Below are 16987 nucleotides of genomic sequence, written 5' to 3' on the forward strand. Positions count from 1 at the left end.
TGCTCGGTCAGGCCACCGGGTTGGGCTGCTGGAGCAGCGCGTTCGCCTCGCGGACCATCTGGCGTACCGCCTTCTCGGCGGAGGTGTTGCCGAGCAGCGCCGACTGGAGCGGCTGGCACATGCGGTTCTGGAAGTTCGAGGCCGCACCGGCGAACCAGTTCGGCGGATCGAGGACCGCCACCTTCCCGGCGTCCGCGTAGGAGGACTGCGGCTTCAGCTCGGCGTACTCCGGATCGGCGAGCACGGGCTGGTAGGCGGGGATGTGTCCGGCGCTCGCCCAGGTCATGCTCTGCTTGAGGATCTGCGCGACATACCGGTGCGCCTCCCGGCGGCGCGCCGGGTCGGGGCTGTCCTGGTGCGGCAGGACGAAGCTGTGGGAGTCGGTGTAGACACCGGGGTGGCCGAACACCTGGGGGAAGGGGGCGGCGCCCAGCGGGATGCCGGACTCCCGGAGGGTCGGCAGCTCCCACTCGCCGAGCATGGCCATCCCGCCCCGGCCGCCCATGAATCCGGCCAGCGCACTGTTGTAGTCGAGGTTGTTCGGGTTGGTACGCCCGTCGAAGAGCTGCTGCATGAACGACACGACCTGCACGGCCGCGTCGGTGTCGATCTCGGCCGTACCGCCGTCCGGCAGCGTGAAGGAGGCGCCGGTCTGGGCGTAGAACGCGGCGAACTGCCGCCAGCTCTGGGCGGTGTCGGTGACATGGCCGAAGAGGATGCCGGACTTGCCGGTCACATCGGCCAGGGACTTGCCGGCCTCGAGGAGCGCCTTGGGCGAACCCATCGGGGCGAGTTCGCCCTTCGAATCGAGGAGCCCGGCCTTGGCGGCGGCGTCGCGGTCGTAGAAGACGATGAAGGGGTGGACGTCCAAGGGGATGGCGTAGACGGCCCCCTGGTGCTTCGTGCGTGACCAGACGGCCGGGGTGAAGTCCTTCTCGGTCACACCGAACTCGGCGAGCACATCCAGGTCGAAGGGGTCCAGCAGCCCGCCCGGTGCGTATCCGGCCAGCCGGGACAGATGCAGGACCGCCACGTCGGAGGCCCGCCCGCCCGCGGCCGACATCGCGAGCTTGGTGTAGTACGACGGCCCCCAGTCGAGGATCGTGCGATCGATCTCGAAGCCGTCGGGGCCCTTGGAGACGGCCTTGATCATGTCGTCCATCAGCATGCCGTCACCGCCCTGGAACAGGTCCCAGACGCTCAGTGCCGAAGCACCGGACGCGGAGGCGGGCGAGGAGCAGCCGGCCAGGGGGCCCATGGCGAGAACCGCGCCCGCGCCGGCGGTTCCGTAACGCAGGAAGCGGCGGCGGCCGATCCCGGGTGCCGGGCCGGGGCCGGGCGCGGCCGACGCCTCGTGGGCGGGGGACGAAGAACTCATCGCGGACCTTTCGACGGCCGGACGCTCATGCCGGAGCGACGGTGGACCGCAGGCATGGGCGGGTCCACCGCACGGGGCACGTGGGTGGTGGCACTGGCTGAAACAGTGCGGTGACATGTTTTTACATCGATGTACATTGGCTGTAAAGAGTTCGGACGGTACGGGTGTTCGACACCCCGGGACGTGCCTCGTGTCGCATCCCGATGCCCCCGACGGCCCCCGGGCGGCCGGGACATAGACTCGGCAGCGATCGAGGGCAGGGAGGGCGGCCGTGGCACGGCCCAGGATCAAGGACGTCGCACGGCACGCCGGGGTGTCGGAGAAGACCGTGTCCAACGTGATCAACGACTACGTCCATGTCTCCGACCGGACCCGGCGTGTGGTCCGCGAGGCCATAGAGCACCTCGGATACCGGGTGAACCTGGCCGGCCGGCACCTGCGCAAGGGCCGCACCGGCATCATCGCGCTCGTGGTCCCCGAGCTGGACGTCCCGTACTTCGCGGAGCTCGCCCGGCATGTGATCCGCGAGGCGGAGCAGCTCTCGCTCACGGTACTGATCCACCAGAGCGGCGCGGACCGCGAACACGAGCTGGCCGCGCTCGCCGGCTTCGGCTCCGACTTCGTGGACGGGATCATCCTCAGCCCGCTCGCCCTCACCGCGGACGACGTGAGGGAGCGGGCGGGTGCCCCGCCGACCGTGCTCCTCGGGGAGCTCCTCGAGGAGGGCGCCGACCATGTGGCCATCGACAACGAGAAGGCCGCGCGCCAGGCCACCGAGCATCTGATCGGCCTCGGGTGCCGGAACATCCTCGCGGTCGGCGGACGCGAGGCCCCCGGTCTCGGGACGGCCGAGGCGCGTACGCGTGGCTACCTCGCGGCTCTGTCCGAGGCGGGTCTCGCCCACCACCCCGAGGCACTGCTGCCGGTGGACGGGTTCCGGATGCCCGAGGGCGCCCGTGCGGTGGCCCTGGCCCTGCGGACCGGCCCCCGGCCCGACGGTCTGCTGTGCCTCAACGACCAGCTGGCCCTGGGGGCGTTGCGCGCCCTGTACGAACACGGCCTCCGCGTGCCCGACGACGTGGCGGTGATCGGCTTCGACGATGTGGAGGGCGGCCGGTTCAGCGTGCCGACACTGAGCACCGTGGCGCCCGACAAGGCGGCGGTGGCCAGGGTCGCCGTCCAGCTCCTGAACCACCGGATCGAGGAGGCCACGGCGCAGGACGCGGGGCCGGGGGAGTCCCGGGTCCAGGCGCCCCAGGACCGTGTGGTGGCGCACCGGCTCGTCCTGCGCGAGAGCACCGAGGGGCCCGTGGGGCCCGAGGGGCCTAGGCCGGGAACAGCACAGCCACGGTCACGGTGGTGAGCAGCCCGATGTAGGCCCACGCGTGGGCGCGGTCGGGGATCCGTGGCGGGCGGCGTCGCAGTATCGCGATCACCGGCAGCGCCCCGATGAGCAGCGCCGATGCGGCTCGGACGTCGACGAGTCCCACCAGGTGCACATGCGCGTCCGTGGCGGCCGGCACTGCGGCGGTGCCCAGGGACACCGCGGTGGCCGGCAGCGCGATGGCGAGGGTCAGGGGGTTGGCCAGCGCGGTCGCCGTGCGCATGGGGTGCCCGGCGCGCCGCATCGCGGGGACGGTCATGACGCTGCCTCCCACGCCGAGGAACGCGGCGACGGCGCCGACCGGTGCGCCGAGCACGGCCGGCAGCGGGCGAGGCGCGCCCGAGGCCGCCCCGTCCGCCTCGCACACCCTGCTCGCCCCGTCCGACCCGTCCGCCCCGTCCGGCACGGACGCGCGCAGGAAGCCGGGGCGCAGGAGCAGGTCGGCGACGGTGAGGGCGACGTAGGCGACGAACGCCCAGCGGACCGGGCCGGCCGGAGCGAGCCGTGCGGCGAGCGCGCCGGCCGAGGCGCCCGCCGCCAGCAGGAGCAGCAGCGCACGGCTGCCCCGGAGCGCGAGGAGCACCCGTCGCGGGGTGACGGCGGTGGCGAACCCCGCGTTCACCACCATCACCAGGGCCGATGTGGCCGTCGCGACCCGCATCGCGTCCCCGCCGAGCCCGGCATCCGCCCACACCACGACCGGCACGGCGACGAATCCGCCCCCGAACCCGAACAGCACGGTCGTCACCCCGGTGAGGAGCCCGACCCCGATCAGCGTCATCACGTCCATGGGACCCACCCCACCAGCTCGGCCGGACGTCCGGCATGCGATGGTCGGCACACTTCTTTCGCGTCCCGGCCGCTACGGTGGAGCGGTGAAGAACGTCCCGCTGACCGAGGTCGACCAGGTGGACCGGGTCGTCCTGCCGATCGGCACCGACTATCCGCCGGGGCACATGCTGGACTGGCACGAGCACCGTCGAGCGCAGTTCCTCCACGGAGCCACGGGCGTCATGGTCGTGGACACCGCCGACGGGACCTGGACCGTCCCACCCGAGCGTGCCGTGCTCATCCCGGCCGCCACCCGTCACCGGGTCCGGATGCTGGGGGTGAGCACCAGGAGCCTGTACATCGAGCCGGATGCCGTCCCCTGGTGGCCCGCCCGCTGCATGGTGGTCGACGTGCCGCCACTGCTGAGGGAACTGCTCCTGGCCGCCGTGGAGTTCGAGCCCGACTACAGCCTCTCGGGGCGCGAGGGGACCATCGCCGCGCTCCTCCTGCATGAGATCTCCGAGCGGGCACCGCTGCCGTTCCATGTGGGGATCCCCGCGTCCGCCGATCTCGCGACGCTCTGCCGCGCCTACCTGGCCGCCCCCGACGCGGGTGTCACCAACGCCGCCTGGGCCGCGGCGACGCATATGAGCGAGCGGGCCTTCACCCGGCGCTTCCGTACGGAGACCGGCGACAGCCCGGCCGTCTGGCGGGCCCGCGCCCGTCTGCTCGCGGCCGTGCCGCTCCTGCGCACCGCGTCGGTCAGTGAGGTCGGTGGCCGCCTCGGTTACGCCTCTCCCGCCGCGTTCACCGCGGCCTTCACACGCGTCTTCGGTACGCCGCCGTCCCGCTTCGCCACCGCCGCCGCGGGGAGAGGCGGCAGCAGCCGCCCGAGGCGATGACCGTAAGCTAAGCCCTGGTCAACACATCAGCGGGAGGGCTTCGAGGAGCCGCGGGCAGCGCGGCGGCTCCAGGACGGCGGCTCCCGGCCTCGGCAAGGACGTTCATGCAGGGAGTACTCACCGGCTTCGCGGTGATCGCCGTCGTCATAGGCATCGGCTACGTCCTCGGGCGCCGCGGACACCTGGGGGACGACGGACGGACGGTCCTCACCCGGCTCGCCTTCAACGTGGCGACTCCCGCACTGCTCTTCACCACCCTGGCGGGCGCCGACCTCTCGGTGGTCTTCTCCCAGCGGCTGCTCGTCACCGCGGCAGCGACGGTCTGCGCGGCCGCCCTCTTCATCACCGTGGGGCTGATACGCGGCTGGGGCGCGGGGAAGGTCACCGTCGGCGCTCTGTGCTCCAGCTATGTCAACGCCGGCAACCTCGGAATCCCCATCGCCGTCTATGTGCTGGGCGACGCCTCCCTCGTCGCTCCCGTCCTGCTCTTCCAGCAGATCGTCGTCACCCCGCTCGCGCTGACCGTGCTCGACCTGAGCCGGCCGGGCGAGCCCCGCCCCCTGTGGCAGCGCCTGACCACCCCGCTGCGCAATCCGATCGCTGTCGGCTCCTTGTCGGGTGTCGTGGTGGCCGCCACCGGATGGACCGTCCCGTCCCCGGCACTCGAACCGCTCACCCTCATCGGCAACATGTCCGTCCCCGCGGTCCTGCTGGCCTTCGGGATCTCCCTGCGCGGCAGCGGCATGCCGGCCCGTGGGGAGAACAAGGGGGCCATCGTCCTGTCCGCCGCCCTGAAGACGACCGCCCAGCCGCTGATCGCCTGGAGCCTGGGCGCCGGCGTCTTCCATCTGCACGGTGCGGCCCTGCTGGACGTCGTCGTGGTCTCGGCGCTGCCCGCCGCCCAGAACCTCTACACCTACGCCTCGCAGTACCGGATCGCCGAACAGCTCGCCCGGGAGTCCATCCTGCTGTCCACCGCGGTCTCGGTCCCGGCACTGATCACCGTCGCCGCTCTCCTCGGGTGACGGCGCCCCGGGTTCCTGTCCCCTCGCCAGGGTGTCCCACTCGACACGCGGGACGTCCGCCCGCCGGGAGGTGAGGCGTTCCGGGGGCGGCCGTGAAGGCGTCGGCGAAAGGCGGCCGTCAGGCCGGGTCGGGCGTGAGGGCCCGGCGCATGCCGCGCAGGCCGTACTCGAAGGCGCCGGCGACGTCGCCCCCGAGCCGGAAGGCGCCGTTGAGCTCCATCTCGATGAAGCCGGTGACCCAGGCGGTCAGCAGGCGCGCGGCGTCGAGCGCGTCCCGCTCGCCCGCGAGTTCCCCGGAGGCCCGCAGCACCGGTCCTGCCGCGCGGGCCAGGGAGCTGGGCGGTGCGTGCGTGGAGTGCATCAGCCGGAACCCCTCGGGCCGGATCCCGGCGAACCGCCGGTAGCAGCGTGCCAGTTCCTCCAGCGAGCCGTCGGTCGTCTCCAGCAGGGAGGTCAGGTCGTCGACGGTGGCCTCGGCCACGGCCGTGAGAAGCGCCGCGCGGCCGGCGACATGCTTGTACAGCGACGGAGCTCTCACCCCCACCCGCTCGGCGACCCCCTGCATCGTCAGTCCCTGCTGACCACCCGCCTCCAGCAGGTCGCGGCCCGCCGTGACGATTGCGCTGAACGAGGTCTTCTCGGGGGTCGGCATGGTCCATCCTTCCGCTCATGGCTATTGACGATAGCCATCATAGCTAAGTATCTTAGCCATCATGTTCCTGTTCGTGTTCGCCGCCCCGGCTTCGGGAGAGACCTCATGAAAATCGCACCCCACCTGCACCGCCTCGGCAACGATCTGGTGGCGTGCTACCTCATCGACACCCCCGACGGCATCACGCTCGTCGACGCGGGGCTGCCCGGCCACTGGCGGGACCTGCAGCAGGAGCTGGAGTCCCTGGGCAAGTCCGCCGACGACATCCGCGGACTCGTGCTGACCCACGGCGACTCGGACCACATCGGCTTCGCCGAGCGTCTGCGGAGCGAGCACGGCGTCCCGGTGTTCGTGCACGCGGCCGACGCCGAGCGCGCCCGCACGGGCGACAAGCCCAAGGTGGCGGTCGGTCCCCTGCGTCTGACCGCGGCGCTCGGCTTCTTCGGGTACTCCCTCCGCAAGAACGGCCTGCGCACCCGTTACGTCGGCGCGGTGACCGAGTTCGGTGACGGCGACGTCCTGGACCTGCCGGGCAAGCCCGAGATCGTGGGCATGCCGGGTCACTCCCCGGGGAGTGTGGCGGTCCATGTCCCGCTCGCCGACGCGGTCTTCGTCGGTGACGCCCTCACCACGCGGCATGTCCTCACCGGGCGTACCGGACCGCAGCCGGCCCCCTTCACGGACGACCCGGCCGAGGCGCTCGACTCCCTCGACCGGATCGCCAGGCTGTCGGCGTCCTGGGTGCTGCCGGGGCACGGCGCCCCCTGGCGCGTCTCGCCTGCGCAGGTGGGTGAGGCGGTCAGGAAGGGCTGAGGGGGCGTGGTCTGTGGGGCGCGGGGCGTCAAGCACCGGCGGACTGGGTAAGGTGGCACCGACAAGTGAAGTTAGCCTTACCTAAGTGCTAGGAGTACCGGTGACCAATCCCTTCGAGGACGAGAACGGCACCTATCTGGTGCTCGTCAACGACGAGGGGCAGCACTCGCTGTGGCCTGCCTTCGCCGAGGTGCCCGGCGGCTGGACCGTGGCCCACCAGGAGGACACCCGCCAGGCCTGCCTCGACTACGTGGAGCAGAACTGGACCGACCTGCGGCCGAAGAGCCTGATACGGAGCATGGCGGCCGGCTCCGCGTAAGGCCGTAAGCCGCCCGACGTGCGAAGGCGTTCGTCCCCGACCGGGACGAACGCCTTCGCACGTCGGGACCGCCGGATGGCCGGGGGCCTGGTCAGGACTCCTCGGCGGTCGCGGCCCTCGGCGCCGTACCGGCGACCGCGTGGGCCTCCTCGTGCCGGGACCGGTGGGACATCCAGGCGGCGACCAGGGCGCCCGAGATGTTGTGCCACACGGAGAACACCGCGGCGGGCAGGGCGGCCAGCGGGCTGAAGTGGGCCGTCGCCAGCGAGGCGGCGAGCCCGGAGTTCTGCATGCCGACCTCGAAGGCCATGGCGCGGCTGGCGGGCGGGCCGAGCCTCGCCAGCTTGCCCGCGCCGTAACCGAGCGCGAGCCCCAGGCCGTTGTGCAGCACGACCGCGATCAGCACCGTCACGGCGGCCGACTTGATCGTGCTGGCGCTGCCCGCCACAACGGCGCAGACGATCGCGGCGATGGCCAGCGACGACAGCCACGGCATCAGACCCAGCACGCGGTCGACGAGCTTCCCGGCGATCAGTCGTACCGCCAGACCGCCGAGGACCGGGAGCAGCACCGTCTTGAGAATGTCCGTGATCATGGACCCGGCGTCCACCGGCAGATACGCGCCCGCCAGCAGCAGCGTCAACGGCGGTGTCACCAGGGGCGCGAGCAGGGTGGAGACGGTCGCGACGGAGACCGACAGCGCCACATCACCGCGCGCCAGGAAGGTCACCACGTTCGACGCCGTGCCGCTCGGTGCGCAGCCGACCAGGATGAGCCCGGCCGCCAGTTGCGGCGGCAGCCCGAGCAGATGGGCGATGGCCCAGCCGAGCCCCGGCATGATCACGTAGTGCGCGACCAGGCCGATCGCCACGGCCCACGGGCGCTTCGCCACGCCCCTGAAGTCGAGCGGAGTCATCGTCAGGCCCATGCAGAACATGACGATCCCCAGCAGGTACGGGACCGATTCCGTCCAGCCGCCGAACGTGCCGGGGGTGACGAGACCGGCTACGCCCGCCACGAGTACGAGGACCGGGAACACCGTGACGGCGCGCCTCGCCGCCTTGTCGTCGGAGGCCGGTTGATCAGGGGGTATCTGTTCGGTTTGCACACGCGCGATAAGACGCCGCAGGCGTGGGCCTCCGCAAGCGTGTCTCACCATGTGGACGTGATGTCCAGGATGCGTTCACTCGGAGGGATGCGTCGAACACGGCCGCAAGCACAGCTCGCGCCCCCGCCAGCGCCTGCGCAGCCAGCGGTCGTGACCGGCCAGGACGATCGCTCCGGGCCCCGCTCCCATGGCGGCCTCGAGTTCGTCGCAGAGCCGGGGCGAGAGATGGTTCGTGGGCTCGTCGAGCAGAAGCAACTCGGGGGGATGCGCCACCAGCAGGGCCAGCGCGAGCCGGCGGCGCTGGCCCACGGACAGGCGGCCGACCTGCTTCCCCAGGTCCGCCTCGCTCATGAGACCCAGCGAGCCGAGCGGCACGGCCTCCGCACGCTCGGCCCCCAACGTCTGCGCGTAGATGTCCCGGACGGTGCGGTCGGGCCGGTCGAACACGGTGTCCTGGGTCAGCAGGCCCACCGAGAGCCCCTCCTTGCGCCGTACCTCGCCGTCCGCCCCGAGCCGCCCGGCCAGCACGGCCAGGAGCGTCGACTTCCCCGCCCCGTTGTCCCCCGTCACGAGCAGCCGCTCGGTCGCCGACACATCGAGACGCCCGACGGAGAGACGGCCAGGCACCCGTACGTCGCGCAGGGAGACGAGCAGGTCGTCACCCGAAGGTCCGGCGAGCGCGGTGCGCCGGAACCGCAGTGGCTGCGGAGGCTCGGCGACCCGGTGCCGCTCCAGCTCGTCCACCCTGCGCGCCGCGTTGCGCACCCGTCGCGAGATCTGGCTCTGCACCCGCCCGGCCCGTAGGCCGTAGCCCATCTTCTCGGTGTCACGCGGTCCACGGTCGGGGGCGACGCGATGCGTCGTCGTGCCGATCGATCCGCGCAGCGCCTCCAGTTCCTGCTGTTCCTCGGAGTAGCGCCGTTCCCAGCGCTCCCGTTCGGCGCGCTTCTCGGCCTGGTAGGCCGTGTAGTTGCCGCCGTACCGCACAGGTCCGTCCACGGCGGGGTCGAGGTCGATCAGGTCCGTGCACACGGCATCCAGGAACGCCCGGTGATGGCTCGCCACGACGACGGCACCGGGCAGACCGCACACCTGCTCCTCCAGGAACGCGGCGGCCCTGTCGTCGAGATGGTTGGTCGGCTCGTCCAGGAGCAGCGCCGAAGGCCTGCGGACCAGCAGGGACGCCAGAGCCAGACGTCCACGCTGCCCGCCGGACAGGGAACCCAGCGTCCGGTCCCGCCGGAGCCCGCCGAGACCCAGACCCTCCAGCACCATCGTGGCGCGCCGGTCCGCGTCCCACGCGCCCTGTTCCTGAGCGCGCTCCAGCCGCACGCCGTAGGCGTCGAGCAGTGCGGCGTAGCCGGGGGAGCCCTCCTCGGTGCCGGCGAGCCGCGCGGAGAGGCGTTCGAGTTCGGTGAGCTCGTCGCGGACCTCGCGCAGGGCCTCGTCCAGCACGTCGGCGATCGTGGCCGCTGCGGCGAACGGCATCTCCTGGTGCAGGAAGCCCAGATCGGCCGGGCGGGTCACGCTGCCCGCGTCCGGTTCGTCGGCCCCGGCGAGCAGGCGGAGCAGTGTCGACTTGCCGACACCGTTCTCCCCGATCAGTCCGATGCGGTGGCCGGGCGCCGCGGTGAGGGAGAAGCCGTCGACCACCCGCCCGGCGCCGAAGGAGCGGACGACATCGCGTGCGAGCAGAGCTGTGGAGGTGTCAGACATGGGAGTGACCTCGGGTGACATACGGCGGGCAGACTTCCGCCCGGGGCGGACGCGGGGAACGGGAGCGACAGGCGGCATCGCGGCACGGTGCGGTCGCGCACCTGCCCACGGCCGATCAGATCCGGGGTGTCACCCGGAGATGTCGTCGTCTCCCACCACGTCCGGTCTCCTCACCGAGAGAGTGCTGTCCGTGGCGACCCTAGCAGTCGGTGATTTCCGCGCGTCCGGCCGAAGATCATCACATGGAGGCGCACCGGCCGGAACCGCGCCACAGGAGGCTCATTCCCGTCGGAAGGCCCGCCCTGTGCGCCGGACATCGACGGCCAGGGGATGCGGAGGGCCGCGCTTGCGGGCAGCGTGGGGGAGTGCCGCAGCGCTCAAGAACCCAGTGGATCCCCGTAGGCCTCATCGTGCTGGCCGTGGCGGTCGACCTGGTCACGCCGCAGGACGTGACCTCCGCGCCCCTTCTCATCGCGGCGCCCGTCGCCGCCGCCCCGCTCTGCGGCGTCCGGGCGATCATCGGCGTCGGCGTCACGGCCATGATCGTGCACGCGTTCCTCGCACAGGTCGACGGAACCTTCGGCTGGCGCGCGGGCGTGGCCAACCAGATCACCCTTGCGGCCGTCACCGCGCTCGCCGTCCTGATGCACCGCACGCTGCGCAGAGGGGACGACCGCGCCCGGCGCGCCCAGCAGGTCGCCGCCGTCGCCCAGCGGGCCGTACTGCCCAGGCCGCCGTCGCGCCTGGGCGACCTGCACATCGACGCGCGGTACGTGCCGGCCGAGAGCGAGGCCCTGATCGGCGGGGACCTGTACGTGGTCCAGAGCACCCCGTACGGCATCCGGGTGATGGTCGGTGATGTGCGCGGCAAGGGGCTCGGGGCGGTGAGCGCCGTCAGCGCCGACCTGGGTGCCTTCCGGTACGCGGCCGACGAGGCCGAGGACCTGCCGCAGCTGGTGACCCGGCTGGAGCGCGCCCTTCTGCGGGAGGGAGGCAGACGCGGCGGTGAGCAGCAGGAGGAGGGCTTCACGACCGCTCTCATCGCGGAGTTCTCCACGGACCTGGAGACCGTACGCCTGGTCAACCGGGGCCATCCGTCCCCCGTACTCCTCGACGTACAGGGCCGCACCACCCTCCTCGAGGCATCCGAGGAGGCGCCCCCGCTGGGCATGAGCGATCTGGGCGCGTGGGCCTCCCCGGTCGACAGCTTCCCCTTCCCGGCCGGTTCCACCCTGCTGTGCTTCACCGACGGCGTCACCGAGTCCCGCGACGCCACCGGACGCTTCTACGACCCCGTCGCCCGGCTGCCCCTCGTGCTCGGCAGACGTACACGCTCCGCCGAACGCCTCACCCCGGGGCAGATCCTGGACACGCTGATCCTGGATGTCCGGCGCCACGTCGGGGGCCGGCCCAAGGACGACCAGGCCATGCTGGCGCTGCACCGGTCCCGTGGCGGCCATGAACGGCTGCTGCCGGGGAAGAGCTGAAGCACCGCCATCCGCCGTACGGGAACGCGGCCTGGACGTGCGGGCGGTTCCCTTCCGGGCCACACTCGGACCATGCGCACCGACCCCCTTCCGGGCACCGGCTCAGGCGCGGCCGGCCCCCCTGCCGGGAGGGACTCCTCCCATCGGTCACTGGCTCTCGCGGCGATGCTCTTCGCCGTGTCGATGACCTTCATCGACCAGACGATCGTCGCCGTCGCCGCTCCGAGGATCATCGATGAACTCGGCCTCTCGTCCTCAGGGATGCAGTGGGTCGTCAACGCCTACCTGCTCGCGCTCGCCGCCTTCTTCGCGCTCGGCGGACGGCTGTCCGACATCTTCGGGCACCGCCGGGTGATGGTGATCGGCACCCTTCTGTTCGTCATCTCCTCCGTGCTGTGCGGGTGTGTCCCGAGGGGTGACTTCGCGCAGACCTGGCTGATCATCTTCCGGGCCCTGCAGGGGCTCGGCGCGGCGTTGATGTTCCCCGCCGCGCTCGCCGTGGTGATCGCCGTGTTCCCCGTGGGGAAGCGGGGCCGTGCGCTCGCGCTGTTCTTCGGTGTGTCGGGTGCGCTCACCGCGGTGGGGCCGTTGCTCGGCGGCTGGCTGATGGTCTGGACGTGGCGGGCGATCTTCTGGGTGAACGTGCCGATCGCCGTCATCGCCCTGGTCCTGGCCGCCATGGCCCACATCCCCGAGAGCCGCAGGCGCGAGAGGCTCGACGTGCCGGGCGCCGTCCTGGTCGCCGCGGGCATGGGGCTGAGCGTGCTCGGCTTCCAGCAGGCGTCCGCCTGGGGCTGGAGCAGCGTCGCCACCTGGGCGTGCATCGTGGGCGGGCTCGTCGTCCTGGCGGTGTTCTGCCGCTACGAGCTGGGGGTGGCGGAGCCCCTCATCAAGCTGGGTGTCTTCCGCGACCGGGCCTTCACCGTCGACATGCTCGTCCTGTTCTTCGCGATGCTGGCGTTCGTCCCGGTGTTCTTCTTCGCATCGGTCTACGCACAGATCTCGCTGAGCGCATCACCGAACCAGGCCGCCCTGTACCTGCTGTACTTCTTCATCGGCTTCGGGATCGCCTCCCAGTGGGGCGGCCGGATCCTCGACCGGCGCGGAGCCCGTCCGGCGATGAAGCTCGGCACGGCGCTCGGCGCCGTCGGGTTCGCACTGTGGGCGAACAAGCTGACGCACCTGTCGATGCACGACCAGTGGCCCTACGCCGCGCTCGCCGGCGCGGGTATCGGCTTCCTCCTCGCTCCCGCCTCGACCGACGCGGTCAACCGGTCGATCGGTGCCTCGTACGGTGAGGTCACCGGTCTCACCCAGACCGTACGCAACTACGCGGCGAGCATCGGCATCGCCGTCTTCGGCACCATCCTCACGCACGTCACCACCGACAAGGTCGTGGACACCCTCAGGTCCGACGGGGTCCCGGCGGGCGCGGCGCACGACGCGGCCCGGTCGGTCGCCGAGGCGGTCACCGGAAATCCGGACGCGCAGCGGCCGACGGGCACGGGGCACGTCGCCACCCTGATGAGGGACTCGATGGACGCGGTCAGACTGGATTTCGCCGAGGCGAACCAGTGGGTGTTCTACGGGATGGCCATCGCGCTCGCGGTCGCGTTCCTGTGCGCACACCGGCATCCGGGCACCCGCGTCACACAGGACACGCCACCGCCGACGCCCGCGTCATCGGCGCAGGACGTCCGCGGCGGCTGAGGACAGGGACCGGGCGCCATCCGGCCGAGTCCCCTCAGGCGCCCACCAGCCGCAGGTCGGCGCCGCCGGCCCGCAGTCCCTCGGCGGCGGCCTCCGCCAGTGAGTCGTCGGTGACGATGGTGTCGAACGCGCTGAGCGGCGCCACCCGGAACTTGCCGAACGTCCCGTACTTCGACGCTCCGGCGACCAGCACGCTCGCCCCCGTGCACTCCATCGCCGCCTGCTTGACCTCCACCTTCGCCGCCGAAGGGGTGGTCACGCCGCGCAGCAGATCCCAGGAGCTGGTGCTGATGAAGGCGATGTCCAGCGCCAGCTGACGCAGCGTCGTGGCCGCGAGCCGGCCCACGCTCGACCGGTTGGACGGGTCCACCTGGCCGCCGATGTGTATGACGTCCAGGTGCGAGGAGCCCATGAGGCGGTCGACGGTCGTGAAGTCGTTGGTGACGACCGTCAGGGACTCATGGCGTGCGAGCAACGGCACCATGGCGAGCAGGGTCGTGCCCGCGTCCAGGTAGACCGTCATGCCCTCCCGTACGAGCTCGGCCGCCGCCGTGGCCATGGCCTGCTTCTCGGGCTGCTCCATCGCCGACTTGGCCTGGAAGCTGGGCTCGCTCTGGAGGTGGCTGGCGATCCGCGCCCCGCCGGGCACGGAGAACACCAGCCCCTGACGCTCCAGTTCGGCGATGTCGCGGCGGACGGTCATGTGGGAGACGCCGAAGAGCTGGGTGATCTGCTGCACGCTCAGGACCCCGTCGCGCCGCAGATGCTTCAACAGGAGCTCGCGCCGTTGATCGGGGATCAGGGGCAACTGCTCTTCGTCGGCCACTGCTTCTTACCTTTCCTCGCGCGACCACCGTGGCCGCTGCTCGATTGTGCCGTCCCGCGCCGCGGGGTCCCAACAGGGCGCGGCGTTCAGGATCCGACGAACGTGCTGAGCAGGAGTACTCCGCCGAGGCTGAGCAGTGACTGGAGGGACAGCATCAGGGTCCAGGTGCGGAAGGTCTGGGCGACCGAGAGCTGGTAGTACTCCTTGAACAGCCAGAACCCGGAGTCGTTCACATGCGACAGCATGACCGCGCCCGACGCCGTCGCCAGCACCAGCAGTTCGGGGGAGAGGCCCGGGTAGGCGCCGATCAGAGGGGCGACGATTCCGGTGGCGGCGGCCGTGGCCACCGTCGCCGAGCCGAGGCAGATGCGCAGCAGGGCGGCGACCAGCCAGGCGAGCAGCAGCGGGGGTATCGACCAGTCCACCGCGTAGTCGGAGATCAGCTTGTCGATGCCGGTCGCGGTGAGCATCGCCTTGAGACCGCCGCCGGCGCCGAGGATCAGCACGATCCCGCCGACCGGGCCGAGGCCCTTGCCCGCCATCTTCTGGAGCTGGTTCAGACCGAAGCCGGAGCGCAGACCCAGCGCGAAGAAGGCGAAGATCACCGCTGCCAGCAGGGAGATGACCGAGGAGTCGCACGCCTCGAAGATCGCGTAGGGCAGCGAGCCCTCCGCGGTGTTCGAGGTGCCCACGGTCCCGATCAGCATCAGGACGGGCGGCAGCAGCACGGTGATCAGGGCGAGCACGAAGGAGGCCGGCCGCTTGCGGTTCTCCGGCTCGGGGCTGGTCTCGGGGATGGGGCCCTTGTCCAGGTCGGGGGCCGGGCCGAACCACCGTGAGGCGAACTTCGTCAGCAGCGGTCCGCTGATCACCGCGATCGGGATGCCGATGATCAGGCCGTACATGATGGTCAGGCCGGTGTTCGCGCTGTACGCCGAGACGGCGAGGGTCGGGGAGGGGTGCGGCGGGAGCAGGCCGTGCGAGATGTAGAGGCCGGCGGCGAGAGGCAGCCCCACGTACAGCAGGTGTGTGCCGGTGCGCTTGGCGACGGCGTACACCAGCGGTACGAGCATCACGAAGCTGACGTCGAAGAGGTGTGGCATGCCGATGAGCAGGGCGGCGGCCGTGATCGCCGTCGGGATCCACTTGACCGGCCGGGCGCCGATGAAGACGGTCGCGATCCGGTCGGCGCCGCCGGAACCCAGCAGGATGCCGCCGAGGATCGTGCCGAGGCCGATGGTGGGCCCGGTGCTCTTCAGCGCGTCGCCGAAGCCGTCCTGGAAGTGGTCGACCGTGTCGCCGGGGCCGAGGCCGGCGGCGAGTCCCAGGCCGAGGGCCGAGAGGGCCAGTGCCAGGAACGGGTGGAGCTTGGCCTTGGTGATCAGCAGGATCAGGACGACGACCGCGGCGGCGCCCAGCAGGAGGTGTTGGAGGTCGGTACTCATCATCGGCTCGCGTGGGTGGCAGGGGCATCGGTGGCGCGCGACGCGCGCCCGGAGGTCCAGGCGTGCAGCAGGTCCGCGTCGGGGTCGGCGAGGTCACCGACGGTGATCAGGTCGCCTGCCCGTACCTCGCGTCCGAGGGTGGCGTGCGCGGCCAGATAGAGGGGAGCCGCGTCGGCGGGGGTGTCCTCGTCGCGGATCAGCACGGCCTGGACGCCGGTGACGTCGTGGTGGTGGCCGCCCATCTCCAGCACGGTGCCGGCGGGCAGATCACGCCGGGCCCGGCCGGCGAGCATGGCGTGGGCGCGCGGGTCGGTGCCGCCGGAGGGCCGGCCGTGGAGCACGGCGGACAGCAGCGAGACGGGCGTCTCGACACCCATGAGGTGGTACGGCAGATAGACGGCCGCGTAGCGCCCGTCCCGGCTGACCACGTGTCCCTTGCCGCGCAGCGTCTCCCAGGTGACCGGGTCGCCGGTCCGTACGACGACGAAGACGCCGCCGGCGAAGGAGGCCTCGTCCGGCAGCCGCAGCGCGCTGAACACGTCGACGGCACCGGCGCGGTGCAGCAGCCCGCCGTCCTCGCGCAGGGCGTAGACGTCGGCGAGCTCGGCGATCCGGGCGACCGGGTAGTGCAGGCGCTCGACGTCCGGCCGGAAGCCGGTGCTGGTGGCGACGACCGCCATCTCGCAGTAGTCGGCGGTGGCGCCGGTCGGCAGCGCGGTCACGGCCGCGGCGCGGGCGGCGAGCGTGGCGCGTACGTCGGAACCGAGGGTCAGCAGCCCGGCCAGTTCGGGAGCGGGGACCGTGGTGTCCAGCTGGGTGACCGAGCCGGTTGCCGGGTCGAACACGAGGTCGTACTCGCTGGACTTGCCGATCGCCACGATGTCGAGGCCGAGCAGCTCCGCCCAGGTCACGAGCGCGATGAGGTTGGCCGGCTGGTCGCCGTCGGCCGTGGTGTAGACGACGCCGTTGTCCCGGGCCAGGTCCGCGAGGTGCAGCCCGGCGACGGAGTCGACCTCCTTGCTGACCATCGCGACGTGCCGGCCGCCGGTCAGCGCCTCCCTGGCCATGGCGTAACCGTCGGCCGGACTTCCGGTCGCCTCGACCAGGATGTCCCAGGGTGCCGCGGACAGCAGCGAGCCGTCCGCGACCAGGGCGACGGCCCCGTCATCGGCGGCCCGCGCGACCTCCTCGGCGTCCGTGCAGACGGCCAGGCGCTCCGCCGGGTAACCGAGCTCGACGAGCATGCCGCGCAGCCGCTCCACGTCACGGTCGCACAGGACGGCGGGGGCCAGACGTCCGATGCGAGGCGTCTGGGCGAGCAGTGTCCGGGCGAAGCCGCCGCCGGCTCCGGACAGCGCGTAGCGCACGGTCCGGTCGCCGGTTCCGGCGAACAGGTGATGCAGGTTCATGGGCTCTCCTAGACGGGCACACGGCTCGGTTGAACGGCTCCG

At 71.8% G+C, this 16987-nt stretch carries 15 protein-coding genes; 7 read left to right on the top strand and 8 right to left on the bottom strand.

Features of this window, described 5'->3' with window-relative positions:
• Positions 1-7 precede the first annotated feature (7 nt).
• A complete protein-coding gene (locus tag OG623_RS32690; RefSeq protein WP_406151212.1) occupies positions 8-1378 on the bottom strand; it encodes an extracellular solute-binding protein in 1371 nt (456 codons plus the stop codon).
• A gap of 271 nt (positions 1379-1649) precedes the next feature.
• On the opposite strand from OG623_RS32690, the gene OG623_RS32695 reads away from it, so the two are divergent.
• Positions 1650-2741, top strand: a complete 1092-nt coding sequence (locus OG623_RS32695) for a LacI family DNA-binding transcriptional regulator (protein WP_406151213.1) — start codon at positions 1650-1652, stop codon at positions 2739-2741.
• Here OG623_RS32695 and OG623_RS32700 read toward each other — a convergent pair.
• On the bottom strand, positions 2704-3552 hold the full coding sequence (locus OG623_RS32700; RefSeq protein WP_406151214.1) for a TSUP family transporter: 849 nt from the start codon (positions 3550-3552) through the stop codon (positions 2704-2706). The genes OG623_RS32695 and OG623_RS32700 overlap by 38 nt on opposite strands.
• 85 nt (positions 3553-3637) lie before the next feature.
• On the opposite strand from OG623_RS32700, the gene OG623_RS32705 reads away from it, so the two are divergent.
• Both OG623_RS32705 and OG623_RS32710 read left to right on the top strand, forming a co-directional pair.
• A complete protein-coding gene (locus OG623_RS32705; protein WP_406151215.1) occupies positions 3638-4435 on the top strand; it encodes an AraC family transcriptional regulator in 798 nt (265 codons plus the stop codon).
• Between the two features lie 104 nt (positions 4436-4539).
• A complete protein-coding gene (locus OG623_RS32710) occupies positions 4540-5460 on the top strand; it encodes an AEC family transporter (RefSeq protein ID WP_406151216.1) in 921 nt (306 codons plus the stop codon).
• 118 nt (positions 5461-5578) lie between these two features.
• Here OG623_RS32710 and OG623_RS32715 read toward each other — a convergent pair whose 3' ends face one another.
• Positions 5579-6112, bottom strand: a complete 534-nt coding sequence (locus tag OG623_RS32715; RefSeq protein WP_406151217.1) for a TetR/AcrR family transcriptional regulator — start codon at positions 6110-6112, stop codon at positions 5579-5581.
• 105 nt (positions 6113-6217) lie between these two features.
• Between OG623_RS32715 and OG623_RS32720 the strand changes: the two genes are divergently transcribed.
• Complete coding sequence (locus OG623_RS32720; RefSeq protein WP_406151218.1) at positions 6218-6925, top strand: MBL fold metallo-hydrolase; 708 nt, start codon at positions 6218-6220, stop codon at positions 6923-6925.
• 100 nt (positions 6926-7025) lie between these two features.
• Positions 7026-7244: an MbtH family protein gene (locus tag OG623_RS32725; protein ID WP_406151219.1), complete on the top strand. Its 219-nt coding sequence runs from the start codon at positions 7026-7028 to the stop codon at positions 7242-7244.
• Between the two features lie 91 nt (positions 7245-7335).
• Here OG623_RS32725 and OG623_RS32730 read toward each other — a convergent pair whose 3' ends face one another.
• Together OG623_RS32730 and OG623_RS32735 are read right to left on the bottom strand one after the other, a co-directional pair.
• Entirely contained in the window at positions 7336-8403 is a 1068-nt protein-coding gene (locus OG623_RS32730; RefSeq protein ID WP_406151220.1) for a bile acid:sodium symporter family protein, read from the bottom strand.
• A 24-nt stretch (positions 8404-8427) separates the two neighbouring features.
• Entirely contained in the window at positions 8428-10068 is a 1641-nt protein-coding gene (locus tag OG623_RS32735) for an ABC-F family ATP-binding cassette domain-containing protein (protein ID WP_406151221.1), read from the bottom strand.
• Between the two features lie 365 nt (positions 10069-10433).
• Here OG623_RS32735 and OG623_RS32740 point away from each other — a divergent pair, with 365 nt between their 5' ends.
• Both OG623_RS32740 and OG623_RS32745 read left to right on the top strand, forming a co-directional pair.
• Entirely contained in the window at positions 10434-11555 is a 1122-nt protein-coding gene (locus OG623_RS32740) for a PP2C family protein-serine/threonine phosphatase (protein ID WP_406151222.1), read from the top strand.
• A gap of 72 nt (positions 11556-11627) precedes the next feature.
• Positions 11628-13265, top strand: coding sequence for an MFS transporter (locus tag OG623_RS32745; RefSeq protein WP_406151223.1), 1638 nt, complete (start codon positions 11628-11630; stop codon positions 13263-13265).
• 34 nt (positions 13266-13299) lie between these two features.
• Here OG623_RS32745 and OG623_RS32750 read toward each other — a convergent pair whose 3' ends face one another.
• The 3 genes from OG623_RS32750 to OG623_RS32760 form a co-directional block, all read right to left on the bottom strand.
• Positions 13300-14091, bottom strand: a complete 792-nt coding sequence (locus tag OG623_RS32750) for a DeoR/GlpR family DNA-binding transcription regulator (RefSeq protein ID WP_406151224.1) — start codon at positions 14089-14091, stop codon at positions 13300-13302.
• Between the two features lie 86 nt (positions 14092-14177).
• Entirely contained in the window at positions 14178-15536 is a 1359-nt protein-coding gene (locus OG623_RS32755; RefSeq protein WP_406152109.1) for a gluconate:H+ symporter, read from the bottom strand.
• Complete coding sequence (locus OG623_RS32760) at positions 15536-16945, bottom strand: homoserine dehydrogenase (protein ID WP_406151225.1); 1410 nt, start codon at positions 16943-16945, stop codon at positions 15536-15538. Before OG623_RS32760 ends, OG623_RS32755 begins: the two co-directional genes overlap by 1 nt.
• Positions 16946-16987: the final 42 nt, after the last annotated feature.

Source organism: Streptomyces sp. NBC_01012, assembly GCF_045162755.1.
In the GTDB taxonomy this organism is placed as follows: Bacteria; Actinomycetota; Actinomycetes; order Streptomycetales; family Streptomycetaceae; genus Streptomyces.